General features: G+C 32.1%; 25 protein-coding genes and 1 pseudogene. 20 read left to right on the top strand and 6 right to left on the bottom strand.

Going from position 1 to position 25,871, the window contains the following annotated elements; all coding sequences use genetic code 11:
- Positions 1 to 6: 6 nt before the first annotated feature.
- The 6 genes and pseudogenes from SOJ_RS09180 (at position 7) to SOJ_RS14870 (ending at position 7,592) form a co-directional block, all read left to right on the top strand.
- A complete protein-coding gene (locus SOJ_RS09180) occupies positions 7 to 540 on the top strand; it encodes a glycerol-3-phosphate responsive antiterminator (protein ID WP_002507808.1) in 534 nt (177 codons plus the stop codon).
- Positions 541 to 764: 224 nt separating this feature from the next.
- Positions 765 to 1,799, top strand: coding sequence for a S66 family peptidase (locus SOJ_RS09175; protein WP_002507807.1), 1,035 nt, complete (start codon positions 765 to 767; stop codon positions 1,797 to 1,799).
- Between the two features lie 172 nt (positions 1,800 to 1,971).
- A complete protein-coding gene (locus SOJ_RS09170; RefSeq protein ID WP_002507806.1) occupies positions 1,972 to 2,790 on the top strand; it encodes an MIP/aquaporin family protein in 819 nt (272 codons plus the stop codon).
- A gap of 186 nt (positions 2,791 to 2,976) precedes the next feature.
- Positions 2,977 to 4,479: a glycerol kinase GlpK gene (glpK, locus tag SOJ_RS09165; protein WP_002507805.1), complete on the top strand. Its 1,503-nt coding sequence runs from the start codon at positions 2,977 to 2,979 to the stop codon at positions 4,477 to 4,479.
- Positions 4,480 to 4,625: 146 nt separating this feature from the next.
- On the top strand, positions 4,626 to 6,299 hold the full coding sequence (locus SOJ_RS09160; protein WP_002507804.1) for a glycerol-3-phosphate dehydrogenase/oxidase: 1,674 nt from the start codon (positions 4,626 to 4,628) through the stop codon (positions 6,297 to 6,299).
- Between the two features lie 223 nt (positions 6,300 to 6,522).
- Positions 6,523 to 7,592, top strand: a pseudogene (locus SOJ_RS14870) (transposase).
- 77 nt (positions 7,593 to 7,669) lie between these two features.
- Here the strand turns inward: SOJ_RS14870 and SOJ_RS09150 are convergent.
- Positions 7,670 to 8,092 (bottom strand): MepB family protein, encoded by a 423-nt coding sequence (locus tag SOJ_RS09150; RefSeq protein ID WP_080588303.1) that lies wholly within the window; start codon positions 8,090 to 8,092, stop codon positions 7,670 to 7,672.
- Between the two features lie 151 nt (positions 8,093 to 8,243).
- Complete coding sequence (locus SOJ_RS09145) at positions 8,244 to 8,990, bottom strand: sulfite exporter TauE/SafE family protein (RefSeq protein WP_002507799.1); 747 nt, start codon at positions 8,988 to 8,990, stop codon at positions 8,244 to 8,246.
- Positions 8,991 to 9,499: 509 nt separating this feature from the next.
- Here SOJ_RS09145 and SOJ_RS09140 point away from each other — a divergent pair.
- The 3 genes from SOJ_RS09140 to hfq are packed head-to-tail and all read left to right on the top strand — an operon-like array spanning position 9,500 to position 11,623.
- Complete coding sequence (locus tag SOJ_RS09140) at positions 9,500 to 10,438, top strand: alpha/beta hydrolase (protein WP_002507798.1); 939 nt, start codon at positions 9,500 to 9,502, stop codon at positions 10,436 to 10,438.
- A 17-nt stretch (positions 10,439 to 10,455) separates the two neighbouring features.
- Positions 10,456 to 11,433 carry a tRNA (adenosine(37)-N6)-dimethylallyltransferase MiaA gene (miaA, locus tag SOJ_RS09135; protein ID WP_002507797.1) on the top strand — a complete coding sequence of 326 codons (978 nt, stop codon included), beginning with the start codon at positions 10,456 to 10,458 and terminating at the stop codon, positions 11,431 to 11,433.
- Positions 11,405 to 11,623, top strand: a complete 219-nt coding sequence (hfq, locus tag SOJ_RS09130) for an RNA chaperone Hfq (protein ID WP_002507796.1) — start codon at positions 11,405 to 11,407, stop codon at positions 11,621 to 11,623. Before miaA ends, hfq begins: the two co-directional genes overlap by 29 nt.
- A gap of 132 nt (positions 11,624 to 11,755) precedes the next feature.
- On the opposite strand, the gene SOJ_RS09125 is transcribed toward hfq, so the two are convergent.
- Complete coding sequence (locus tag SOJ_RS09125; protein ID WP_002507795.1) at positions 11,756 to 12,229, bottom strand: glutathione peroxidase; 474 nt, start codon at positions 12,227 to 12,229, stop codon at positions 11,756 to 11,758.
- A gap of 95 nt (positions 12,230 to 12,324) precedes the next feature.
- On the opposite strand from SOJ_RS09125, the gene hflX reads away from it, so the two are divergent.
- From hflX to SOJ_RS09090, 6 genes are all read left to right on the top strand, one after another.
- Positions 12,325 to 13,560, top strand: a complete 1,236-nt coding sequence (gene hflX, locus SOJ_RS09120; RefSeq protein ID WP_002507794.1) for a GTPase HflX — start codon at positions 12,325 to 12,327, stop codon at positions 13,558 to 13,560.
- Positions 13,561 to 13,576: 16 nt separating this feature from the next.
- Positions 13,577 to 14,815, top strand: coding sequence for a methionine gamma-lyase family protein (locus SOJ_RS09115; RefSeq protein WP_002507793.1), 1,239 nt, complete (start codon positions 13,577 to 13,579; stop codon positions 14,813 to 14,815).
- 266 nt (positions 14,816 to 15,081) lie between these two features.
- Positions 15,082 to 15,450, top strand: a complete 369-nt coding sequence (locus SOJ_RS09110; RefSeq protein ID WP_002507792.1) for a MerR family transcriptional regulator — start codon at positions 15,082 to 15,084, stop codon at positions 15,448 to 15,450.
- A gap of 21 nt (positions 15,451 to 15,471) precedes the next feature.
- A complete protein-coding gene (gene glnA, locus SOJ_RS09105) occupies positions 15,472 to 16,812 on the top strand; it encodes a type I glutamate--ammonia ligase (protein WP_002507791.1) in 1,341 nt (446 codons plus the stop codon).
- 410 nt (positions 16,813 to 17,222) lie between these two features.
- Complete coding sequence (locus SOJ_RS09095) at positions 17,223 to 17,642, top strand: VOC family protein (protein ID WP_002507789.1); 420 nt, start codon at positions 17,223 to 17,225, stop codon at positions 17,640 to 17,642.
- Between the two features lie 421 nt (positions 17,643 to 18,063).
- A complete protein-coding gene (locus tag SOJ_RS09090; RefSeq protein ID WP_002507788.1) occupies positions 18,064 to 18,261 on the top strand; it encodes a hypothetical protein in 198 nt (65 codons plus the stop codon).
- A 230-nt stretch (positions 18,262 to 18,491) separates the two neighbouring features.
- On the opposite strand, the gene SOJ_RS09085 is transcribed toward SOJ_RS09090, so the two are convergent.
- The gene (locus tag SOJ_RS09085; RefSeq protein WP_002507787.1) at positions 18,492 to 18,683 is read right to left on the bottom strand and encodes a hypothetical protein; all 192 of its coding nucleotides are present in this window, start codon (positions 18,681 to 18,683) and stop codon (positions 18,492 to 18,494) included.
- Positions 18,684 to 18,893: 210 nt separating this feature from the next.
- Here SOJ_RS09085 and nucI point away from each other — a divergent pair, with 210 nt between their 5' ends.
- A complete protein-coding gene (gene nucI / locus SOJ_RS09080; protein WP_002512324.1) occupies positions 18,894 to 19,424 on the top strand; it encodes a thermonuclease NucI in 531 nt (176 codons plus the stop codon).
- Positions 19,425 to 19,595: 171 nt separating this feature from the next.
- On the opposite strand, the gene SOJ_RS09075 is transcribed toward nucI, so the two are convergent.
- Positions 19,596 to 20,459, bottom strand: coding sequence for a hypothetical protein (locus SOJ_RS09075; RefSeq protein ID WP_002507785.1), 864 nt, complete (start codon positions 20,457 to 20,459; stop codon positions 19,596 to 19,598).
- A gap of 255 nt (positions 20,460 to 20,714) precedes the next feature.
- Between SOJ_RS09075 and SOJ_RS09070 the strand changes: the two genes are divergently transcribed.
- Positions 20,715 to 21,170 carry a hypothetical protein gene (locus SOJ_RS09070; RefSeq protein ID WP_002507784.1) on the top strand — a complete coding sequence of 152 codons (456 nt, stop codon included), beginning with the start codon at positions 20,715 to 20,717 and terminating at the stop codon, positions 21,168 to 21,170.
- Between the two features lie 111 nt (positions 21,171 to 21,281).
- Positions 21,282 to 21,875, top strand: a complete 594-nt coding sequence (locus SOJ_RS09065; protein WP_002507783.1) for a hypothetical protein — start codon at positions 21,282 to 21,284, stop codon at positions 21,873 to 21,875.
- Between the two features lie 89 nt (positions 21,876 to 21,964).
- Here SOJ_RS09065 and SOJ_RS09060 read toward each other — a convergent pair whose 3' ends face one another.
- Positions 21,965 to 23,332: an aspartate kinase gene (locus SOJ_RS09060; protein ID WP_002507782.1), complete on the bottom strand. Its 1,368-nt coding sequence runs from the start codon at positions 23,330 to 23,332 to the stop codon at positions 21,965 to 21,967.
- A gap of 190 nt (positions 23,333 to 23,522) precedes the next feature.
- Here SOJ_RS09060 and SOJ_RS09055 point away from each other — a divergent pair, with 190 nt between their 5' ends.
- Complete coding sequence (locus SOJ_RS09055; RefSeq protein WP_002507781.1) at positions 23,523 to 24,803, top strand: homoserine dehydrogenase; 1,281 nt, start codon at positions 23,523 to 23,525, stop codon at positions 24,801 to 24,803.
- Positions 24,804 to 24,808: 5 nt separating this feature from the next.
- Positions 24,809 to 25,870 carry a threonine synthase gene (gene thrC, locus SOJ_RS09050; protein WP_002507780.1) on the top strand — a complete coding sequence of 354 codons (1,062 nt, stop codon included), beginning with the start codon at positions 24,809 to 24,811 and terminating at the stop codon, positions 25,868 to 25,870.
- Position 25,871: the final 1 nt, after the last annotated feature.

Here is a 25,871-nt window from a genome sequence, read left to right as displayed (position 1 = left end):
TAGTGGATGAAGCCATATATTTTACCGGCTATTCGCTCAATGAAAGATTTAGAAAAACTGATACAAACAGATTATAAAGAATGTGTGTTATTAGATACGCATATAGGTCATATCAAAAGCATTATGGAATTGATGAAGAAGAATAATATAGAAGTGTATATGCATATCGATTTAATTAGAGGTATGAGTCACGATGAATTTGCTTGTGAATTTATCATTCAAAACTATCATCCCAAAGGTATCGTATCAACAAAAACGAAAGTTATAAACAAAGCCAAAGCGTTGAATACGACTACTGTTTTTCGTGTGTTTATTCTAGATAGTCATGCACTAACTAGAAGTATTGAGCTTATAAAACGTGTTGAACCTGACTTTGTTGAAGTGTTGCCTGGTATAGCTACAAAGGCAATAAAAATCATTAATGAAGAGACAAATACGTCTGTGATTGCTGGTGGTTTGATTAATGATGTTGAGGAAGTTGATGTTGCGGTGGAAAATGGTGCGAAATATATCACTACAAGCGATAGGGATTTATGGTAATACAACTAAAGCAGTTAAATTAACAGTCGTTCTAATAAAGAATAAAGATTAAATGGCATTGACTATAATGTAATTGTCTTACTAGAATTAGCTATTTTAGAAACGCATTAAATCATTTTATTAATGTATAATCATTTCTAAAGCTTATAGCTAATTCTTTTTTTATACCATTTTTTAATGAATAGTATTAATTTATATAAATTAAAATCTTGGGGAGAGATTTAATGATAAAACCAAGAAAATTATTAAGAGACGACACTGTTGCAATTGTATCTTTATCTTCTGGTTTAGCCGGAGAAGATTCGATTTTATGGCGAACTAAACAAGGAATCGAACGACTGGAATCCGTATTTGGTTTGCATGTGAAAGTCATGCCCAATGCACTCAAAGGTATTAAATATGTACGTGAACACCCTGAACTGCGTGCTTCTGATTTAAATGAAGCATTACAAGATAGTGATGTAAAAGCGATTATAAGTTGTATTGGTGGTGAAGATGCCATTAGAATATTACCTTATGTAGATTTTCAAGCAATTTACGATAACCCAAAAATTTTCTCGGGTTACTCTGATTCAACGACTGTCCACATGATGTTTTATAAAATGGGTATTGTTAGTTTTTATGGACAAGCCTTATTAACAGATTTTGCGGAGAATATAGCAATGGATAGCTATACAATTAAAGATATTGAAAAATGTTGGTTCAATAGTTCAGCGATTGGCGAACGATTGCCTACGCCTTATACAAGACCAACAGGATTAGAATGGAAAGTAGAAAATAAAAATATTGCTAGGACTAAACGAGATAACCAAAGTTATGAAGTTATAAATGGAGCCGATATTGTGAGTGGCCATTTAATCGGAGGTAATTTAGAAACGTTTGTGAGTTTGATAGATACTTCCATATTTCCGGAATTAGAGCAATTTAATCATGCGATACTTTTTTTGGAAACTTCAGAAGATACACCATCTCCTTTAGAATTTTCAAAAATGTTTAACCAATTATTACAAATAGGTGTGTTAGATAAAGTTGAAGGCATTGTTTTTGGTAAACCATTTAATCAAATATATTATGAAGCGTATAAAAATGAAATATTAAAAATTATTAAAAAAAGTAAAAATCCAAACGTTCCAATTTTATATAATTTGTCATTTGGACACAATGAGCCCAAGCACAGCATGCCTTATGGCTTATCAGCAAAAATAAATTGTTATACTCAGCAATTCGAAATTAAAGAAAGCGCTGTTATTGATTTTTAAATTGTGGCAATTTTTTTACAAAAAGGATTGACAACGCTTTCAATAGAGGTGTAAGATAAACACAAGTTAATAATTAGAACAGAGATGGGAGATTTCTACAGTCATTAAACCAGTGTATTAACGCTGGACATAATTGTAGGAATCTCTTTGTCTTTTTTTAGGAGGAGTCTCTATGAGTGTATATTTTGCTGAATTATTGGGAACAGCAATATTAGTATTATTTGGGGGTGGCGTTGTTGCCAACGTTAATTTAAAACGAAGCAATGGTAACGGTGCTGATTGGATTGTAATTGCCACAGGTTGGGGACTTGCTGTAACTATGGGTGTTTATGCTACAGGTGAAATATCTGGTGCGCATTTAAATCCGGCCGTTACATTAGCGTTCGCAATGGACGGTGCATTAAGCTGGGGTATGGTTCCAGGATACATCATTTGTCAAATACTTGGTGGTATCATCGGTGGTACTTTAGTTTGGTTAATGTACTTAGCGCAATGGAAAGCAACTGAAGACAAAGATACAAAATTAGCTGTGTTTTCTACAGCACCAGCAATAAAAAATTACTTTGCCAACTTCTTAAGTGAAATTATTGGTACTGCTGCTTTAACAATGGGCTTGTTATTCATTGGGATGAATAAAATTGCTGATGGTTTAAATCCACTAATTGTTGGTAGTTTAATCGTTGCTATCGGCTTAAGTTTAGGTGGTCCAACTGGATATGCCATTAATCCTGCTCGTGATTTAGGTCCACGTATTGCACATGCTATTTTACCAATTGCTGGAAAAGGTAACTCAAATTGGGGTTATGCAATTGTTCCAGTTTTAGGACCTATTACAGGTGGTATGATGGGTGCGGTTATTTATAGATTATTCTATAAAGGTGCTTTTGATATGATGTCTGTTGTATCAATAGTGTTGCTAATCGTAACAATTGCGCTTGGAATCGCTTTAAATAAAGCAAAAAGTGCAAAAGGTATCGAATCAATTTATTAAATAAGTTTTAACTGTCCTGTTTATACGTTAAAATATAAACAGGTCTTATATTATAAAAAAATAAATAATATGAATATGTTTGTTGGATTATTAAAATAGAATGTATATAAATATGTTGTTGGGAATTATTCATTTTACATACATTATTGTTCATCCTACAAACATAATATAAGGGAGATTATCATTATGAAAAAATATATTTTGTCAATTGACCAAGGTACAACAAGTTCAAGAGCAATTCTTTTTGATCAAGATGGAAAAATCCAAGGTGTAGCACAACGTGAATTCAAACAATATTTTCCTAAATCAGGTTGGGTAGAGCATGATGCAAATGAAATTTGGACATCTGTTTTAGCAGTTATTGCTGAAGTGTTAAATGAAGAGAATATTGGCGCAGATCAAATCGCGAGTATCGGTATTACAAATCAACGTGAAACAGCAGTAGTATGGGATAAACATACGTCTCGCCCAGTATATCATGCAATTGTATGGCAATCTCGTCAAACACAAAGTATTTGTCAGAACTTAAAAGACCAAGGCTTAGAAAGTAAATTCCGTGAAAAAACAGGTCTTTTATTAGATCCTTATTTTGCAGGTACAAAAGTAAAATGGATACTTGATAATGTAGAAGGTACTAGAGAAAAAGCTGAAAATGGCGATTTATTATTCGGAACAATAGATTCATGGTTAGTATGGAAATTATCAGGTGGAAAAGCACATATCACAGATTATACAAATGCAAGTCGTACATTAATTTACAATATTCATGATTTGGAATGGGATCAAGAATTATTAGATATTTTAGAAATTCCAAATTCAATGCTCCCTGAAGTAAAATCTTCAAGTGAGGTTTATGCTAATACTGTAGATTATCATTTCTTCGGCAAAGAAGTGCCGATTTCTGGTATCGCTGGTGACCAACAAGCAGCATTATTCGGTCAAGCATGTTTCGAACGTGGTGATGCGAAAAACACTTATGGTACTGGCGGATTTATGTTAATGAATACAGGAGAAGAGGCAGTTACTTCTAAAAGTGGTTTATTAACGACTATTGCATATGGTATCGATGGTAAAGTCAACTATGCACTTGAAGGATCTATCTTTGTTTCAGGCTCTGCAATTCAATGGTTAAGAGATGGATTAAGAATGATTAATTCAGCACCACAATCAGAAAATTATGCAGAACGTGTTGAATCAACAGAAGGTGTTTATGTTGTGCCAGCATTTGTTGGTCTTGGTACACCGTACTGGGATGCAGAAGCACGAGGTGCTATTTTCGGACTTACACGCGGTACTGAAAAAGAACATTTCATCCGAGCTACTTTAGAATCATTATGTTATCAAACACGTGACGTATTAGAAGCTATGGAAAAAGATTCAGGTATCAAAGTAAATAATTTACGTGTTGATGGTGGCGCAGTTAAAAATAATTTCATCATGCAATTCCAATCTGATATCTTAAATATTGGTGTTGAACGTCCAGAAATTAGTGAAACAACAGCATTAGGTGCAGCATACTTAGCTGGACTTGCAGTTGGATTCTGGGATAGTAAAGATGAAATTGCTAACCGTTGGAAGTTAGATAAGCAATTCAATCCAGATATGGTAGAACAAGAAAGAGAAAAACATTACAAAGGCTGGAAGAAAGCTGTAGAAGCTACTCAAGTCTTTAAATTAGACGATGAGTAAAAAAATTAGACTTAAAAGTGTTATCTATGCTACAATACGGGTAAGTTAATAATATCGAGATGAGAAATGAGAGATTCAATTCGTACAATTATATATGTATGGGATGAGTCTCTCTTTTTTTAATACTTTAGGAGGCGCTGGATTTTATGAGTTTATCAACTTTAAAAAGAGAACAGATTAAGAAAGAATTGAAAAATGACGCTTATGACGTTGTGATTATCGGTGGCGGAATTACCGGAGCTGGGATTGCTTTAGATGCTAGTAACAGAGGTATGAAAGTCGCTTTAGTAGAGATGCAAGACTTTGCACAAGGTACAAGCTCACGTTCTACTAAATTAGTACATGGTGGCTTACGTTATTTAAAACAATTACAAGTAGGCGTGGTTGCAGAAACTGGTCGCGAACGTGCGATTGTTTATGAAAATGGTCCACATGTAACGACACCAGAACGTATGCTGTTACCATTGCATAAAGGTGGATCTATGGGTAAATTCACTACATCGATTGGTTTAGGCGTTTATGATAGATTAGCAGGTGTTAAAAAAGCTGAACGTAAAACAATGTTAAATGCAAAAGAAACACTTGCAAAAGAACCACTTGTTAAGAAAGCTGGTCTTAAAGCTGGTGGCTCTTATGTTGAATACCGTACAGATGATGCACGATTAACTATTGAAGTAATGAAACGTGCTGAAGAAAAAGGCGCTACTATCATTAACCATACAAAATCTGTTCATTTCACATATGACTCAAATGAAACAGTTAATGGTATTCAAGTAGAAGACCAAATTAGCAATGAAACTTACCCAATTAAAGCTAAAAAAGTTATCAATGCAAGTGGTCCATGGGTAGATGAAGTACGTAGTGGCGATTATGCACGTAATAATAAAGAATTACGTTTAACAAAAGGTGTCCATGTTGTAATTGATCAATCTAAATTCCCACTAGGTCAAGCTGTATACTTTGATACAGAAAACGATGGCCGTATGATTTTTGCTATTCCACGTGAAGGTAAAGCATATGTTGGTACTACAGATACATTTTATGACAATGTTAAGACATCACCATTAGTTAACCAAGAAGATAGAGATTATTTAATTGAAGCAATTAACTATATGTTCCCTGATGTTAATGTATCTGATGAAGATATCGAATCATCATGGGCTGGTGTAAGACCACTTATTTTAGAAGAAGGTAAAGATCCTTCAGAAATTTCTCGTAAAGACGAAGTTTGGGAAGGTAAATCTGGTTTATTAACAATTGCAGGTGGTAAATTAACTGGTTACCGTCATATGGCAGTAGAAATTGTTGATTTATTAGCAAAACGCTTAAAATCAGAATATAAACTTACTTTTGATAAAGCGGCAACAAAACACTTAACAATCTCTGGTGGCGATGTAGGCGGCAGTAAAAACTTTGATAAATATATTGAACAAAAAGTTGAAGATGCAAAAGCTTATCAAATCGACGAAGCGACTGCACGTCACTTTGTATCTAAATATGGTTCAAACGCTGAAGAGTTATTCAAAATTGCACAAACTGCGCAATATCAAGAAACTGGTTTACCGTTAGATATCTACACAGAATTAATTTATTCAATTCAAAATGAAATGGTTCACCGTCCAACTGATTTCTTTATCCGTCGTACAGGTAAATTATATTTCAAAATTGATGATGTATTAAATTATAAAGAACAAGTAATCGATGTAATGGCTGAATTATTAGGCTATACAAATATTCAAAAAGAATTATATACAAAAGAATTAGAAACTGCGATTAAAGAAGCACAAACAGGTAATAACCAACCAGCAGTTAAAGCGTAAATATTAAAACTGGCGACAAGGTCTTAGGACTTTGTCGCCAGTTTCAGAGTGTCGACAAAGTCTCCGACTTTGTTGGCACTTTTTTGTGCACGCTTTCCGCGGGTACAGCCTCAGCCTGTAGTCTTCGGCTAGTGCTTTTCCCGCAGGAGTCGGCACAAATTACTGCCATTTTTTAAACAAAAATAATATAATATATTCAAATTAAATAATGGTGGTGTTTGTAATGTTGAATAAATCAACCGATAAAAGAGATCAATATGAAATGATTTCAATATCGGAATTAGTTCCTAGTAATCACTTATTACGTAGAGTAGATAATATATTGGATTTAAATTTCATTTATGAACTTGTCGAAGACAAATATTGTCTTGATAATGGAAGACCATCAATTGACCTTGTAATTTTAGTGAAGATATTACTTATTCAAAGATTAATTGGAATAAAATCAATGAGACAAAAGATAAAAGAAATAGAAACGAACGTAGCTTACCGTTGGTATTTAGGTTATAGCTTTTTAGATAAAGTACTTCATTTCGGTACATTTAGTAAAAACTATACACGTCGTTTTCATGATACAGATTTATATGAACAAATATTTGAAAGAATTCTTAAAATCGCAATAAAAAATAATTTAATAGATCATTCATCTTTATTCATTGATTCAACCCACATAAAAGCAAAAGCAAATAAAAATAAATATATAACTGAATTAGTGAAAAAAGAAAGATTCTCTTCATTTCCAAGAAGAATTAGATAATGAAATTAATGAACAAAGATTATCTCAAGGAAAAAAGCCTATAAAAAAGAAAAAGAAGGAGGAATACAAAAGTAAAAAAAGTAAGTACGCCTGAGCCGGACTCTGGTTACTATGATAATTATATTTGTCCTAACGATGAAACATTAATATTTAAACGAACAATGCCAACAGGTCACAGATTGTATATATCCAATCCTAACAAATGTCGTCATTGTCCTTTGTTAAATCAATGTACAGAGAGTAAAGATGCGACCAAACAAATAAGACGACACGTATGGCAAAATGATTTAGATATAATTGAAGATTTGAGATTTGTTGATACTATAAAAACTCAATATAAATTGCGAAGCCAAACAATTGAAAGAAGATTTGGAGATGCAAAAGAGCAGCATGGTATGAGATGGACACGATATAGAGGTATCAAAAAAGTTTCCATGGATACCACGCTGATTAGTGCTGACATGAATCTTAAGAAAATGGCAATGTGGCTTATAAAACGGCCAGAAATGGTCTCAAAGACCACTTTTTGTTTTTAAAATTAAGTTATATTTATAAAAAAATAAACCAAATGCCTTTACAGCAAATGGTTTGTCTACCTCAATATATCTTCGTGTTACTTTATCTCATAATATGTACAGATATCTTTTTCATTGAAGGTGGTAGATAAATCTAAAAAGTAAGGGCTTTGCCACTTTTGTGTTTTTAGCGCAGTCTTATTCAAATTGGATTCCCAATTCGGATAAACACGCATTGCCATTTTTCCTTTGTGTTTAGTAGATGTTATTATGCCGTTTGCTAACAAGATATCTTTCGGGAAAATAAATTGTCCTGTACGGGCACCATCAATAATATTAATAATCAAGTAATCTTTAGAATTCTCGCAATTAAAAGGGATATTTTTAGCTATTTCATTTTTTTGCCACATTGCAACGAAATAACCAGTTTTTTTAGGTGTCTTCTTAGCTAAACGACTTTTAAAAGTGTGATGAGTTAAGCTAAAATTAAAACCTTCATACTCACGATTCCATTTTTCAATTTCAAAATTAACTGGGAAAAGTCATTTACCATTTCATCTATTTTATTTATTAACTTTTTAGAAGCATATTCTTCAAACATAATAATAAACCAACCTTTGCTAAATTATATTTGTGTTTTTGTTTTCAGAAGCAAATTATACAAAAAGCCAATTACTGTGTTGAGAGCATTAATATACCTAAGATAACTATAAAAATATAAATCCATTTTTCAAAATGATTATGGTGTGTCTTTTTCGATAAATACTTACCTAATAAAACTGCAACAACCAATATAGGTAAAGTAGCTAAGAATAATCGAATAGTTTGGCCCGTCCAAATACCGCCTAATAATTGACCCACGACAACAAAGATAGCTGTTAATAGAAAATGAGCTTGAATTGTACTTTTAAAGTCTTTAATATGCCATTGACTTAGCGTTCCGAAAATAACAATTGGTACACCATGAGAATTATAAACACTGCCTAACACACCTGAAACAAGTCCTGCCAAACCCTCCCATAGAGAAGATTTAAGTTTGATTTTAGAATGGTGGGTGAGAAAAACGGTTTTGATAAAAGCATAAATACCATAAAGAATTAGAAAAATAGCTAATAGTAATTGGATTTTCCCAGTATCAAAATGATGGAGTATCCATATGCCTACAGGTATGCCGATTAAACTGCCTGACATCATGACTGCCAAAGTTCTATATTTAATGTGCTTCATTTCAGAAAAAATATTAAATAAAGCTACAGTTAGACCAGCGATACCAACTAAAGATATTGCTGTTTTTATGTCTAAACCTATTAAAGCTAATAAAGGCATGCTTATTAAAGCTTCTCCAAAGCCAAAGTATGTACGTACTAAAGCACCTAAGAATATAGCTAATAAAATAAAAATAAAAATTGTTATATCCATTAGATGTCCTCCTCGATGAATTGTTGTCTGTGTTACATTTTATGTTGAGTACAAATAACTCGATACTTATTACTTACTGATTCAAAATGTAGCTAAACCAATTGCTATAAGAGCATTTGATATTAAAAAATATTTTTCTTTGAGCCAAACTGTGTTCATTAATTGCTTTATTTAATAATTATTAGAAATGAAGAAAAAGGTTTGTATGCATTTGTCTCCATATAGTTTAACTAATAAACTATCAACAAAGTTATTGATATAGTCGACAACCTGACTTAATACTTGATATTGAGTATAACATTTTTAAAATAGAATTATATTAGTGTTTCGAATAATAATCACGTTTTTATTAAGTAAAACATTTTCTTGAGTTTTTATAAAATCAATGTTTTTTAATATATCGTTGTCTAGTGGTTAACGTTTTGCATTCTATTTGATAACATTGAATTTTGAGGGTATATTGTATAGTATAAGAAGTTTGAAATGATGCATGATTTGGGGGCTATCACATGAGTCAAAAGGAATTTAAGATTACTGTTGAAGATGGCACAATGTTAGAAGTGAAATTAGATAAAGCCAAGCATGAAACAATTGGTGTTGTACATTTGCTTCATGGTATGGCAGAACATATGGGAAGATATGATGAACTTGTTGAATCGTTTAATCAACAAGGATATGATGTATTACGCCATAACCATAGAGGTCATGGGAAAGAAATAAAGGAAAAAGAACGTGGACATATAGATGATATATCGCAAGTTGCGGATGATACATATGAAATTGCGCAGACAATGTGTACACACTACACGAACATCCCATATATTATGATAGGTCATTCTATGGGTTCTATTATAGCCCGTATATTTGCTCAAAAATATCCTGATGCAGCGCAAGGTTTAATTCTTAGTGGCACAGCCCAATATCCAAAGTATTTAGGTCTACCTATTGCTGTGTTAATGAAAATCATTACTTTAATATTAGGAAAGCGACGTCGATTGAAGTGGGTTAATCGATTAATGTATAAATCATTTAATAAAGATATTAAAAATCAAAAAACTTCAAGCGATTGGTTATCTAGCGATGCTCGAGAAGTTGCTAAATTTATCAAAGATCCAAATACTGGTTTTTTAGTTTCCAATCAACTCATATGCCAAACAATAAAACACGTGTTAGGCACAAGCCGTGTAAAAAACATCGAAAAAATGAACACAGAACTTCCTGTATTGCTCATATCAGGGAAAGATGATCCGTTAAGTGGCAAAGGTAAAGGTATTAGAAAACTAGGGAAATTATATAAACGCTGTGGCGTGAAACATGTAACCGTACATTTATACAAAAATAAACGTCATGAAGTTTTATTCGATACAGATTCTGATATTACATGGAATAACATGTATGAATGGATTGAAAAGCAAATTTTAAAAAAGATAAATAACAATAGTAAATAAAGAGAGTTGATATACACGTGCATAACGATAAACCTTTTTTAATCGTACTTGTAGGTCCGACTGCTGTAGGAAAGACAGAATTCAGCATTGAATTAGCGAAAAAATTTAATGGTGAAATTATCAGTGGCGATTCAATGCAAGTATATAAACATATGGATATAGGTACAGCAAAGATAACGCCAGATGAAATGTCAGGTGTGCCACATCATATGATAGATATATTAGAGCCAGATGAAACATTTTCTGCGTTTGATTTTAAAAATAGAGCGCAGCAATTAATAACTGAGATTACTGATAGAGGATGTGTGCCTATAATTGCTGGAGGCACGGGCTTATATATCCAGTCTTTGATACACGATTATGCGTTTGAAGATGAAACAATCACAGACGAAGAAAGTGAAGTAGTAGACAAAAAGTTAGCAGAATTAGATCAGCTATCAAATGCAGCGTTACATCAGTATTTATCATCATTTGATAGTGAGTCTGCAGAAGATATTCATCCCAATAATAGAAAAAGAGTGCGCAGAGCAATTCAATATTATTTAAAAACAAAAAAACTTTTAAGTTCTCGAAAGAAAGTTCAACAATATACAGAAAATTATGATACATTATTATTAGGGATAGAAATGTCGCGTGACATATTATATCAAAGGATAAATAAACGCGTAGATATAATGTTGGAACGTGGTTTACTTGATGAAGTGAAACAACTCGTAGATGCGGGATATGAATCATGTCAAAGTATGCAGGCTATAGGCTATAAAGAAATGTTGCCTGTAGTGAAGTGCGGTACAAATAAAAATGACGCAATAGATAAATTAAAGCAACATTCTCGAAACTATGCAAAGCGACAGATGACTTGGTTCAAAAATAAGCTAGACGTAGTATGGTTAGATAAAGAGAAAATGTCACTTTCATCGATGTTAGATGAAGTTTCAGTCCAAATAAAGAAAAGGAGTATAGAACATGAAGACAACAGAAAACATCCAAGATAAATTCCTAGGACAATTTAAGACTGATCAAACAAAAGTGATTGTGTTTTTAATGAATGGTTTTCAAATGAAAGGTGTTATTGAGGATTATGATAAGTATGTAGTATGCTTATTATCTCAAGGTAAACAGCATTTTATTTATAAACATGCTATTAGTACTTTCACAATTGATGATGCACCTCAAACATCATAATTAGAAAATATATAATTAAAAGTTAAAAACTAAATAAGCTACACTAGATTAATTGATATCTAGTGTAGCTTATATTTGTTTATAGATATTGTAATGTTTAATATTGTTTCAGAAAATCATAGAATTTTCAAATTATAATAATGCTTCAATTTCTGATTCGATTTGATTAGGTTTTTTCTGTGGAGAAAAGCGTTTTACAACTTTACCATCTTTATCTACTAGGAATTTAGTGAAGTTCCATTTGATTTTTTCATTGAAGACACCATTTTGTTCTTTAGTTAAAAATTCAAATAGTGGGTGTTGATTTTCACCTTTGACATCAACTTTTTCATGCATTGGGAAGGTAACACCGTAGTTAATTTTACAGTTTTGTGTAGCTTCTTCACCAGTGCCAGGCTCTTGACCTCCAAATTGATTACAAGGGAAACCTAATACTATAAAATTTTGATCTTTATATTTATCATATAAACTTTGAAGTCCTTCGAACTGTGGTGTGAAACCACATTCACTAGCCGTGTTAACAATTAACATGGGTTGTCCTTGGTACGTATCTAATTTGTACGATTCTCCATTTGGTTTCTGAACTTCTATGTCATATATAGTCATTTTAATTCACCTCTTATAAGTAATCTAACATAAATTGGCGCTGTAGTCTTTATATATACACTATGATAGAATAGCTAAGAAAAGAGGTGCATGTTATGACCCAACAACAAACTTATAATACAAAAAAAGAATTAGAAACAGCTATTTTAGTTGGAGTACATGCTCAAAATGATGACGAATTTGATTTTGAGTCGACAATGGAAGAATTAGCATCATTGTCAGAAACGTGTCAACTAAACGTTCAAGAACAGTTTACTCAAAACAGAACACATTTTGATAGAAAATATTATGTTGGTAAAGGGAAATTAGAAGATATTCGAGCGTATATTGAATATCATGATATCGATGTCGTTGTTGCTAATGATGAATTAACAACAGCACAATCAAAAGCGCTAAATGGAAATTTAAATGTGAAAATTATCGACAGAACGCAATTAATATTAGAGATTTTTGCATTAAGAGCAAGCAGTAAAGATGGTAAATTACAAGTTGAATTAGCGCAACTTGATTATTTAATGCCTAGATTGCAAGGACATGGACGTAGTTTGTCACGTTTAGGTGGCGGTATTGGGACAAGAGGCCCTGGTGAAACGAAACTAGAAATGGACCGTCGTCATATTAGAACGAGAATGAACGAAATTAAGCACCAATTAGAAACAGTGGTTGAACATCGTGAACGTTATCGTAATAAACGTGAACAGAACCATGTTTTCCAAGTTGCACTCATAGGTTATACGAACGCAGGTAAATCATCTTGGTTTAACATGCTTGCCAATGAAACAACATATGAAAAGAATTTATTATTCGCAACACTTGATCCTAAAACACGACAAATCCAGATAAATGATGGGTTTAACTTAATTATTTCTGATACAGTTGGTTTTATTCAAAAGCTACCAACGACATTAATTGCAGCTTTTAAATCAACGCTTGAAGAAGCAAAAAATGCGGATCTATTATTACATGTCGTTGATAGTAGTCATCCTGAGTATAGAGCACAATATGATACTGTGAATGGAATTGTTGCAGATTTAGATATGGCACAAATTCCGCAAGCAATTATATTTAATAAAAAAGATTTGCATGAAGGTGCGACGCCGACAACGAATAAGCCATCGGTATTTGTTTCTAGTCGGGATGAAACAGATATAGACAAAGTAAAACAATTACTATTTGATCAAGTCAAAAAAATACTCACATATTATGAAGAAACCATTCCAAGTGCGAATGCGGATAGATTATACTTTCTCAAACAGCATACACTTGTGTCAGAATTAATATTTAATGAAGATGATGCAACTTACGAAATTAAAGGATATAAAAAAGAATAGAAGGAAGTAATGATTAATGGAAGATATGAAACAGCTGATTGCTAATACAGAAGAAACATTAGCACCATATTTTAGAAACATTGAGGCAACAGCATATGTTAATCAGGAAAAAGTATTAGATGCATTTCATGCGGTAAGAGCAACTGAAAATGATTTACAAGGCACTACTGGTTATGGCTATAATGATTTTGGTAGAGACCATTTAGAAGAAATTTATGCCCATGTTTTTAAAGCAGAAGATGCTATTGTCAGACCACAAATTATTTCAGGTACTCACGCAATAACGATTGCTTTACAAAGCACATTAAAGTATGGTGATGAGCTGTTATATATAACAGGAAATCCTTATGATACTTTATTAGAGGTTATTGGCATAAATGGAAATGGTATTGAAAGTTTGAAAGAATATGGCGTGAGTTATAATAAAGTTGATTTAAAAGAAGATGATATAGATATAGAAGAAGTAATGAATCAAATCAAACCACAAACTAAAGTTATTGCAATTCAACGTTCTAAAGGGTATGACCAACGACCATCGCTTAATTTAGAAGTAATTGAGAGTGCAATTCAAACAATAAAAGCCCAGTATCCAGACGTGATTATTTTTGTAGATAATTGTTATGGTGAATTCGTTGAAACGTATGAACCAATAGAATGTGGTGCGGATTTAATTGCTGGATCATTAATTAAAAATCCAGGTGGTGGCTTAGCTAAAATTGGTGGTTATATTGCTGGCAAAGAATCCTTGGTTGCGAGATGTGGATACCGTTTAACTGCACCTGGTATAGGTAAAGAAGCGGGCGCTTCTCTTAACTCATTACAAGAAATGTACCAAGGCTTTTTCTTAGCACCTCATGTCGTTAGCCAAAGTTTAAAAGGTGCATTATTTACAAGTCTTTTATTAGAAAAAATGAACATGCGTACAAAACCAAGATACGATGTTCCTAGAACCGATCTTATACAAACGGTTGAATTCGATACTAAAGAGCAAATGATTCAATTTTGCCAAAGTATTCAACAAGCTTCACCGATCAATGCGCACTTTAAGCCAGAACCTGCTTCTATGCCAGGCTATGAAGATGATGTTATTATGGCTGCTGGTACATTTATCCAGGGTTCGTCTATTGAATTATCAGCTGATGGTCCAATTCGCCCCCCTTATGAAGCCTATGTACAAGGTGGCTTAACCTACGAACATGTGAAATTGGCAGTAACAAGAGCTGCAGCAAATCTTAAATCACAGCAACTGATATAAAAAGAAGTTGAAATCCATGTATTCTATCAAACACACATTTTGAAGTAATATACTTGTTAATGATGTGAATTTTGATAAAATATATGGATTTTTTTTGAACAAATTAAAGGAATTTTCTAAAAATTAATATGATTCACGAGTGTTGATAAGACATACGCTAGTGATACCAAGGGTTCAAAGGATATGTAAGGAAACCTTACATATTTTTGAAATTATTGAAAAATTGTGCTAAATTTAGAACAAGTTCAAAAATAGAGGTGAGGGAATTGAAGTCAAACGATACATTAAGACGCAATATGCCTGTATTCTCTATCAGTGTTGTAACTAAATTGAGCGAATTAACCGCAAGGCAAATTCGCTACTATGAAACACATGAACTGATTAAACCACAACGTTCAGAAGGCAATAAGAGGCTCTTTTCATTAAATGATTTGGAACGACTTTTAGAAATTAAAAAACTGATTGAAAAAGGATTTAATATCAAGGGTATTAAGCAAATTCTTAATGAAGAGCAAAGTCATCTTTCTGATGATGAACAAGAAACAAGAAAACAAATGATAGTTGAAGCTACCCAGAAACCACAGCGAGAAGCAATACCGATAAATCGTGGTGACTTATCACGTTTTATCAAATAATATTAACGGGGGACATTTACAATGCCAAAACGTACATTTACTAAAGAAGACATTCATAAGTTTGCTAAAGAAGAAAACGTAAGATATTTACGCTTACAATTTACTGACATTTTAGGCGTAATTAAAAACGTAGAAGTACCAGTAAGCCAACTAGAAAAAGTATTAGATAATGAAATGATGTTTGATGGTTCTTCAATTGAAGGTTTTGTTCGAATTGAAGAGTCAGATATGTATTTATACCCAGATTTAGATACATGGGTTATCTTCCCATGGACGGCAGGACAAGGAAAAGTTGCACGACTTATCTGTGATGTTTATAAAACAGATCATACACCATTTGAAGGTGACCCACGTTCAAACTTAAAACGTGTCTTAGAAAATATGAGAGAATTAGGATTCACAGATTTGAATTTAGGGCCTGAGCCAGAATTCTTCTTATTTAAATTAGATGAAAAAGGTGAACCAACATTAGAATTAAATGATAATGGTGGATACTTTGACCTTGCACCAACAGATTTAGGTGAAAATTGTCGTCGTGATATTGTATTAGAACTTGAGGACATGGGCTTTGATATTGAAGCGAGTCACCATGAAGTCGCACCAGGTCAACACGAAATAGATTTTAAATATGCAGATGCAATTACAGCTTGTGATAACATTCAAACATTTAAACTTGTTGTAAAAACAATTGCACGTCAACATAATCTACATGCGACGTTCATGCCGAAACCTTTATTCGGTGTTAATGGTAGTGGAATGCACTTTAACATGTCATTATTCAAAGGCAAAGAGAACGCATTCTATGATCCAGATGGCGATATGCAAATGACGAAAGATGCTTATCATTTCATAGCAGGTACTTTAAAAAACGCACGTGGTTTCACAGCTGTATGTAATCCTTTAGTAAACTCATACAAACGTTTAGTTCCAGGTTATGAAGCACCATGTTATATCGCTTGGAGTGGTAAAAACCGTTCACCATTAATCCGTGTACCAACTTCTCGTGGATTATCTACACGCGTTGAAGTACGTTCAGTAGATCCAGCTGCCAATCCATATTTAGCATTAGCAGCACTTTTAGAAGCAGGTTTAGATGGTATTAAAAATAAACTAGAAGTACCAGAACCAGTTAACCAAAACATTTATGAAATGAATCGTGAAGAACGTGAAGCTGTTGGTATCGAAGATTTACCTTCAACTTTATACACTGCTGTTAAAGCAATGAAAAATAACGCACCAATTAAAGAAGCTTTAGGCAATCATATTTATAATCAATTTATTAACTCTAAATCAATTGAGTGGGATTATTATAGAACACAAGTTTCTGAATGGGAAAGAGAACAATACCTTAAAGAATACTAGGTGCTAAGCAAGAGGGATAATATTAGTAATATCAACAACTCGGGTCATTCTGAATGAATGATTTCGGGTTGTTTTTTGTATGAAAAAGGCGCAAAAATCTCTATAATTTAAATATCCTACCAAATAAATTAAGGAGAGATTATGCGCCTATGAATCATTTTATATCAAACACACTTGGAATTGAAGACCCAAATATTATCTTTGAAAATAAGATTGAAGAAATTGAACATAAAGGACAAATATGTAAGTACTTTTATGCAAAAGTTTCATATACTAATGATTGTTATGAAAGTTGTGGTGCACTTAATGCTCGTTTTTGGTACTTTCATCGTTAACTTTTGTTTATCTAGGGTATTGTTAAAATATATTAAGGTGAAAATTGTGTGAATAGATGAAGAGGAGACTAAAAGATGGAGTTAAGTCCTTATTTGCAATTAAATGGAAATGCTAGAGAAGCAATTGAGTTTTATGAAAATACTTTTGGAGCTAAGAATTTAGGGATTATGACATACGGGGATCTTCCGGAGGACCCAGGTTTTTCACTTCCTGAAAATACAAAAGATTTAATTTCTCACTCAGCGTTGGAAATAGAGAATTCGAAAATTATGATTGTAGATACGTTGCCAGGTTATCCGTCTCAAGAGGGTAATATAGTTATAATCTGTATTACTTTAAATAATAAAAATAAAGCAAGCCAAATTTTTGAAACTTTAGGAAAAGAAGGTCAAATTGAAATGCCATTATCTGAAACAGGTTTTAGTCCGGCATTTGGAGTAGTTAAAGATAAATTTGGGGTAAGATTTCAAATTTATACCGAAGTGAACGAATGATTTTTGTGAATTTAAAAGAATATGCTATGCTAAATTATTTTTATTAAAAAACAGGTTCAAATCGCTCAACCTATTGTGTGATTTGAACCTGTTTGTTTGTTGAGATAATATAATTGCAATGATACGACTATATTATCCGAATATCGCGTGCACGAAAGGTAATAAATATAATGTTAATAAAGTAAGACATATTCCAAAGTATATAATAAATGCACGCGCTTCTTTTGATTTGAAGAAAATAATCACCTCAATCATTATAAACTGAAACTTAATTTTAAGATAAAAAGATTATAAGAGTCAACAAAGAGCATTTAAATCCACGTTAATATTTGATGCTATTGTATTATTAATTGTATGTATGATGTATAAGTAGTAATATGTAACTAATAAATATTATTTATCTTGATAAGGGGATGGTTAGATGAACAAGATTAAACTAAGTACATTGAGAGCGGCATCATTAAAAGAATTAGAGAGTAGTATTAATGCATTTTTAGAAGAAGATGAAGTTGCAGGTTATCAGTTACTAAATGCTACAGTGCGAGAAGTTGAGGAACGCACATACTCATCGAATGAAGAAGAGTTTAATGCTATACTGACATTCGTAAAATATGATTAAAATAAAAAGTCGTGTATGAAGTTATAAAACTTTTTACACGATTTTTTTATTTAATGAAAGCAACGTATAGAGTAATGAAACTAATTAAAAAGCTTTAAAAGGAATTAATGCAACTATAATATAATTATGTAAACTAAAAAACACGTTTCATCCTTTCTCATCCTATAGTTAATACGTATTCAAATGATACATAAAAAAACTGCCTGCATTTTGATATGCGGCAGTAAAGATTATTTCTTTTTATATTTCGTTACGATTGTTTGGATAACAAAAACAATGAACCCAATAAGGATACCTAAACAAACCGCTACGACTGCTGATACCATTAATGGTAATTGAAATTGATTTTGTAATATGAGCCCCACAATCACTGCAATAATCACTGCGATGATTGTAATCATATTCTCTTTAAATATACTCAATTTGTTCACTCCTATCTAATGTATTATAGCACGAGTTTATCAATGATATGAAATAAAATATTATTATTCGTCATTATATTTATGTTGGATATTATAACAGAATTTTGTCATTTGAATTAAAGTATAAAATATTGTGGACTACGCTAACTTGACGACTTAATTGATTTTCTATATGATAATTTGGACAATTCAAAAGAAGTAGGTGCAACTGTGAAATCGACTAAAAAAATAACAATATTAGTTGTTAGTATGATTGTGTTAGGTGTACTTGCATTTCAATTTATAAATGAAACAGGGCCTTTTCAAAATAATGGATCAAAATCAGAATCTGGACCTAAAGAAACTGAAGAAGTGCACATTGAACGTGTTGTTGATGGTGATACTTTGGTTGCCAAAAATGACAATAATAAAGAACTGAAGGTTAGACTTATCGGAGTGGATACACCAGAAACAGTTAAACCTGATACACCAGTTCAACCATATGGTAAAGAAGCTTCAGGTTATTCTAAAGCACAATTAACGAACAAAGACGTTTTTTTGGAATATGATGAAGAGCAAGAAGATCAATATGGAAGAACATTAGCTTATTTATGGTTAGATAAGGATACAATGTTTAATGAAGAGTTAATAAAAAAAGGTTTGGCTAGAGAAAAATATTATGCACCTAATGGTAAATACAGAGATATATTTGAAAAAGCTGAACAACAAGCAAAAAATAACAATGAGAATATTTGGAGTTAAAGTAATTAACTGAACATTGTTGTACAAAGTATGCACATAAATGCTAAAAGAAATTATGTGACTTTGTGCACAAAATAAAAGGTAGCTTCCCATTTTAGGAAGCTACCTTTTATTTTTGCTACTATTCTTTCTAGTAATATCGATTTTGAAATGACATTTGTTCTAATTCGATTAATGCATATAATTGACTAATTTATTATATTGTTCTTCAGTTAATGATTCGTTAGAAGATGCTAGTGTTTCACCAATGACTTCTTTTAAAGATGATTTTGAAGAGACGGTTTCTGCGTAATTTCCTCTAATTGCTGGTCCATCTATGATATTCACACTACCATCTGTAAAATAAACAAGGCCTATACTCTTGATTTGACGTTTGAGATGTTCATTTATTTTATCTTCTAATACTTTGGCATTTTGCGAAGATTGTTCATATGGATCATAATTATAAAATTCAAAAATCACTGAATTATTTTTGATACGTTCTATAAATGTATAATTTGTTTTTCGCGTTGTTTGAAATTGTGAATGGTATTGATTCGCAATGTAGCGACCGACAGTTTGATTTACTGTGTCGTCATTATTAGATAAAGTTTCTAAGTTAGAGTCAGCATTAAAATGGTAGAACGTTTTTTGTTTCCAATTTTTAACATTAATGTTGAAGAGCCCTTTATCAGTTATGATGATATAATCGAATGTTCTTGCATATTCAAATAACGGATGTTTTACCGCAAGATTACTCGTAGCAATGATGTCATAAAACTTAATCTGAGCATCTGTTTTGTATTGTGATAAAATTTCATTTAAAACTTGTTTGGCTTTTCTTAATCCATGATGATATGTATCGTTATTTGCGTCAATATCTAACATCTGATTTTTTAAATGTGTGTTTTCACTCGTAACCATACTGATTTTATTAACTAATTGATTCTTAGAATATATTTCAGTATCAAGCTTATGTTTCATAAGGTGATGATTTATAAATACAATAATAATTAATAGAACAATTATTATGAGTAAAATAGAAATTAAAAACATGTGTACCATCCTAATCTTAATTTAATTTTTAACAAGGTTTATTTTACGCCTTTCTTTAAAGTAGTACAAATTGTATTTATTAAATTGTTATAAAAAATACAATAAAATAATTATTAATAATTATTGTTACGATCAATTCTATAATAAAAGTTAACAAAACGAACGTTTGAACAATGATTTATAGTTTTATTTATGACCATAAATAGATATAATAAATTATGCGCAATATAAATAGTGTAGATGGAGGACGACAATTTGAGTGCAATTAAAAGTTATCTCGAACAAATTACTGAGAAAATCAATGAAAATGAAATTATTGCATTTGATAATCATCCTGCTGCTTATAAAATAATTGATCAATTATTTTATAATGGGATTAAAATCTCAGTGATTAGTTATTCTACGGATATTATTAAATATGTAGCTAAATATACAAACTTTAACATTATATTATCAAATGGCGTGGTAAGTAGTGAATATCATATTATAATAGGCACAGATGTTGCTCAAACATTTTCAAAATATCGTATTAGTCGGTATTTTGCTGCAATGCCTTATATGGCAGATAATTCATTGTACCAGACTATACCTGAAGTAGCTGAAATTCAAATTGCACTAAAACAAAGTGCTGATCAGTTTTTGGTTATAAATAGACCTGAATTTCTAAATACCAGATTAGCACATGATTTTATACATATAGGAGACTTTTAAAATTAAATGTGTTTTATTTCACATTTTCATGTTTTATACATTGAAAAACGCTTCTACAAATTATATAATGAATATTATTGGAAACGCTTACTTTGAATAGGAGGTGCTCATTTGCCAGATACTAAAAATAAAAATATTAAACAAATTGTAGAGACGTTAAACGAAAATGTAGCTAGTTTATTTAAATATAATGGTGAAGTTGCTAAACAATTATTTTTGCATGATGAATTTAATTTAAATGGAAAGGTAGATATCAGTGTTGAAAGGAAATTTTTAGGGGAAGTTTTAAAATATATACCAAAAACATTTAAATCTGTGCTTTATGATGGCACATCCTCAACGTCAGATTTCACGAAAATTGATTTTCCTAAAGTGACACATGCCAATATCTTTGATAATGAAGAAATCATCATGACGATTATTGTTTATGATGTAGAAGATGAAGATTGGATGTTTAGATGGAATCATAATATCAGGATGCCTGAGAAACATATTTATTTCCATTCAATCAAATGGGATGTAGATTATGTTAAACCAGAGATTGTCTTGATGTATGAATTGTTAGATCCTATCGATTATCATCAAATTCCTAATTACAGGAGCGTTATTGATTCATTAAGTTATTATCAATTTGTTATTTTACGCTTAGTTGTAGGAGATGAACGTATTAACCAAGCATTAATTTCAGAAAAGAAAGCAATATAAAATCCTTCAAATCAGAATGTCAGTCTTTTAACTTAAGAACCATTTGATTTGAAGGATTTTTATTATCTAATATTTATGAATAAAGCATGTTATATCTTTAAACATTGACCATTATAGCAGTATTCATATGTTGATTTAACCGCTTTTTCTGCATCTGATACATCTATGCCGAACATGATTGATATTTCCGAAGCACCTTGGTTCATCATTTTTAAATTTATATTAGCCTCAGCAAGCGCATGCGTTATTGTATTGGCTGTGCCGATAATTCTATGCATGCCTTCTCCTACAATCATGAGTACAGCTAAATCGTGCTCTACACTCAACTCATCAACATCACAACGTTCGCGAATATCGTTCAAGACTTGTTCTTCTCGATGTTGAATTTCTTTTGAACGCATAATGATACTGATACTGTCTATACCTGAAGGCATATGATCGAATGAAATCTCATAATCTTCAAGTACACCTAATATTTTACGTGTAAAACCTACTTGTCTATTCATTAAATATTTTTTGATGTTCAGTACTGTGAAATCTTTGTCACAACTAATACCACTGATAACATTATTAGAGTTGATTTCTCTATCATGACGAATATATGTCCCTATATCATTGGGTCTGTTCGTATTTTTAATAACGACAGGAATTCTATCTTTATGCAATGGCTGCAATGCTTCATCATGGAACACACCAAAGCCGGCGTATGAAAGTTCACGCATTTCTCTATAAGTAATTTCATCAATCACTTCAGGATCTTTTACTATAGAAGGATTGGCTCTAAAAATACCAGATACATCTGTGAAGTTTTCATATATATCTGCTCTAACGCCTCTAGCGACAATTGCTCCAGTAATATCAGATCCGCCACGAGGAAATGTAACGATGTAATTTTGTCTTGAAAGACCAAAGAAACCTGGGATGATTAATTTTTCATCATATTCTCTTAATTTATATAACGCTTCATAAGATTGATCTAAGATTTGGGCATTTTGAGGTAAATCTGTAACAGTTATGCCAGCATCTCCGGGCGAAATATAACGGGTAGGGATACCTTGGCTGTTATTATACTCAGCGATCAATTGAGCATTAAAATTTTCTCCACAAGATAATAATGCATCTAACAAACGAGAAGGTTTGTCTTTTAATGTAGTAATGTAAGACTCTAGAGTTTGATCAATCGTAGATAGTAATGTATCACTCATATGTAATTCATGAATAATATCGGCATAACGCTGAATGATTTCTTCTTTTTTAGAAATATAGTCTAAATGATCGATTACTTTTTCGTATAGACGAATTAATAAGTCAGTTGTTTTCACATCTTCTTTATGTCGTTTACCTGGTGCAGAAACAATAGTGATCTTTCTATCTTCATCCGAATTGATAATATTTAATACTTTTTTAATTTGTTCTGCGTTGGAAACAGAACTTCCTCCAAATTTTGAAACTTTCATAGTGACATACAACCTTTCTAAAAAATCAGAAAATTTTGTTTAGTTTTTATCACGAGAGTGATAGGATAGATATACGATTTAGATTTTCAAGCTTTACAAAAATAATGAATGAATTTATACTATACCATATTCAAGTATTTTTCAACTGTACAATTGTATTTTTTAGAAGAACAATCGGAGGAATGAATTTATGAAGGAATTAAATGTAGCCCTGCTCGGTTTAGGTACTGTAGGTTCAGGTGTAGTAAAAATTATTGAAGAGAATAGAGAACAAATTAAAGAAACAATGAACAAAGATATTAATATTAGACATATCTTGGTACGCGACAAGAGTCGTTCAAGACCTATAAATGTTTCGAAGTATCATTTGACGGAAGATATTGATGAAATATTAAAGGATGCTTCAATTGATATCGTCGTAGAAGTCATGGGTGGTATTGAACCAACAGTAGATTGGTTGAAAAGTGCTTTAAGCGAGAAAAAACATGTTATTACAGCAAATAAGGATTTATTGGCAGTTCACTTGAATGTATTAGAAGAATTAGCGCAAAAAAATGATGTAGCTTTAAAATATGAAGCTAGTGTTGCAGGCGGTATACCAATCGTCAATGCGATAAATAACGGTTTGAATGCAAATAATATCAGTAAATTCATGGGTATTTTAAATGGAACATCAAACTTTATTTTAAGTAAAATGACTCAAGAAGAAACATCATTTAAAGATGCTTTAGATGAAGCACAAAGATTAGGTTTTGCAGAAGCAGACCCTACTGATGATGTGGAAGGTATCGATGCAGCAAGAAAAGTAGTAATCACGTCTTATTTATCATTTAATCAAGTTATCAATTTAGCTGATGTAGATAGACATGGTATTAGTGACGTTGAACTTTCAGATATTAAAGTAGCCGATGAATTAGGCTATAAAATCAAATTAATTGGTAAAGGTACATATGAAAATAGCCAAGTACAAGCTTCTGTTGCGCCAACACTAATTAATAAGGCACATCAATTAGCTTCAGTTGAAGATGAATTCAATGCAATTTATGTTATTGGTGATGCTGTCGGTGAAACGATGTTCTATGGTAAAGGTGCGGGTAGTTTAGCTACAGGTAGTGCTGTAGTAAGTGACTTATTAAATGTCACATTAAATTTCGAAACGAATTTGCATACATTACCACCACACTTTGAATTGAAAACTGCAGAAACAAAAGAAATGATGGATGACGATGATACAATTTCTCTTAAAGATAAAGAAAGTTATTACTTAGTAGTCCAAACAGATGGTGAAGAAATAAACAAAGTTGAAACTCAAATTAAAAGTAAATTACCTTTCCATAAATCATTATCAGTATCAGAGCGCGATGCACATACTGTAGGTATAGTCATTGTGGGTATTGATGAAGCACCAGAGACCTCTATTACAGAGTCAGGTTATATTGTTAAGAAAATTTATCCAGTAGAAGGGGTTTAATATTTATGAAAAGATGGCAAGGATTAGTTGAAGAATTTAAAACATATTTACCAGTAAATGAAGAGACACCACAGTTAACATTAAACGAAGGTCATACTCCATTAATATACTGTGAGAACATGTCAGAAATGCTTGGTATTGAATTACATGTGAAGTATGAAGGTGCAAACCCAACAGGTTCGTTTAAAGATAGAGGCATGGTTATGGCTATGGCTAAAGCAAAAGAAGAAGGCAAAAAGATAGTGATTTGTGCCTCTACAGGTAATACATCAGCATCAGCTGCAGCATACGCTGCACGTGCTGGTTTAAAAGCAATCGTAGTAATACCTGAAGGGAAAATTGCTTTAGGCAAATTATCTCAAGCAGTTATGTATGGTGCTGAAATTGTTTCAATAGAAGGCAATTTCGATGAAGCTTTAGAGATTGTTCAGGAAGTTGCTGAAAACGGTGAAATTGCACTTGTAAATTCAGTGAATCCATACCGTATTGAAGGTCAAAAAACAGGTGCCTTTGAAGTAATTCAACAATTAGACGGTGTTGCACCTGATATTCTATCTATACCAGTAGGTAATGCTGGAAATATTTCAGCTTATTGGAAAGGTTTTAAAGAATATCACGACAAACATGATACGCAATTACCTAACATGTATGGATTCCAAGCTGAAGGTGCTTCACCAATTGTACAAAATAAAGTAGTAAAGGATCCTGATACAGTTGCAACAGCAATTAGAATAGGAAACCCTGCAAGTTGGGATAAAGCGACAAATGCATTGAATGAATCTAATGGATTAGTCGACAGTGTGACTGATGAAGAAATCTTAGAAGCATATCAACTTATGGCACGAAAAGAAGGCGTCTTTAGTGAACCTGCAAGTAATGCTTCAATCGCGGGATTAATTAAACTACACCGTTCTGGAAAATTACCAAAAGATAAAAAAGTAGTGGCCGTATTAACAGGTAATGGCTTAAAAGATCCTGATACTGCAATTTCTTTATTAGATAACCCTATTAAACCTTTACCGAATGATAGAAAGAGTATTCTAGACTACATCAAAGGAGCACTATAGC

It is taken from the genome of Staphylococcus sp. OJ82 (genome assembly GCF_000294465.1).
Lineage (GTDB): Bacteria > Bacillota > Bacilli > Staphylococcales > Staphylococcaceae > Staphylococcus > Staphylococcus equorum.
The sequence above is the reverse complement of the archived record's forward strand: the minus strand, read 5'-3'. Positions and strand labels throughout refer to the sequence as shown.

Coding starts and splice junctions, on each gene's coding strand:
- thrC (WP_002507780.1), top strand. CDS start 24,809: ATGAAAAGATGGCAAGGATTAGTTGAAGAATTTAAAACATATTTACCA.
- SOJ_RS09095 (WP_002507789.1), top strand. CDS start 17,223: ATGGAGTTAAGTCCTTATTTGCAATTAAATGGAAATGCTAGAGAAGCA.
- SOJ_RS09090 (WP_002507788.1), top strand. CDS start 18,064: ATGAACAAGATTAAACTAAGTACATTGAGAGCGGCATCATTAAAAGAA.
- glpK (WP_002507805.1), top strand. CDS start 2,977: ATGAAAAAATATATTTTGTCAATTGACCAAGGTACAACAAGTTCAAGA.
- SOJ_RS09180 (WP_002507808.1), top strand. CDS start 7: ATGAAGCCATATATTTTACCGGCTATTCGCTCAATGAAAGATTTAGAA.
- SOJ_RS09055 (WP_002507781.1), top strand. CDS start 23,523: ATGAAGGAATTAAATGTAGCCCTGCTCGGTTTAGGTACTGTAGGTTCA.
- SOJ_RS09075 (WP_002507785.1), bottom strand. CDS start 20,459: ATGTTTTTAATTTCTATTTTACTCATAATAATTGTTCTATTAATTATT.
- SOJ_RS09170 (WP_002507806.1), top strand. CDS start 1,972: ATGAGTGTATATTTTGCTGAATTATTGGGAACAGCAATATTAGTATTA.
- SOJ_RS09145 (WP_002507799.1), bottom strand. CDS start 8,990: ATGGATATAACAATTTTTATTTTTATTTTATTAGCTATATTCTTAGGT.
- glnA (WP_002507791.1), top strand. CDS start 15,472: ATGCCAAAACGTACATTTACTAAAGAAGACATTCATAAGTTTGCTAAA.
- SOJ_RS09160 (WP_002507804.1), top strand. CDS start 4,626: ATGAGTTTATCAACTTTAAAAAGAGAACAGATTAAGAAAGAATTGAAA.
- SOJ_RS09125 (WP_002507795.1), bottom strand. CDS start 12,229: ATGACTATATATGACATAGAAGTTCAGAAACCAAATGGAGAATCGTAC.
- hflX (WP_002507794.1), top strand. CDS start 12,325: ATGACCCAACAACAAACTTATAATACAAAAAAAGAATTAGAAACAGCT.
- SOJ_RS09115 (WP_002507793.1), top strand. CDS start 13,577: ATGGAAGATATGAAACAGCTGATTGCTAATACAGAAGAAACATTAGCA.
- SOJ_RS09140 (WP_002507798.1), top strand. CDS start 9,500: ATGAGTCAAAAGGAATTTAAGATTACTGTTGAAGATGGCACAATGTTA.
- SOJ_RS09060 (WP_002507782.1), bottom strand. CDS start 23,332: ATGAAAGTTTCAAAATTTGGAGGAAGTTCTGTTTCCAACGCAGAACAA.
- hfq (WP_002507796.1), top strand. CDS start 11,405: ATGAAGACAACAGAAAACATCCAAGATAAATTCCTAGGACAATTTAAG.
- SOJ_RS09175 (WP_002507807.1), top strand. CDS start 765: ATGATAAAACCAAGAAAATTATTAAGAGACGACACTGTTGCAATTGTA.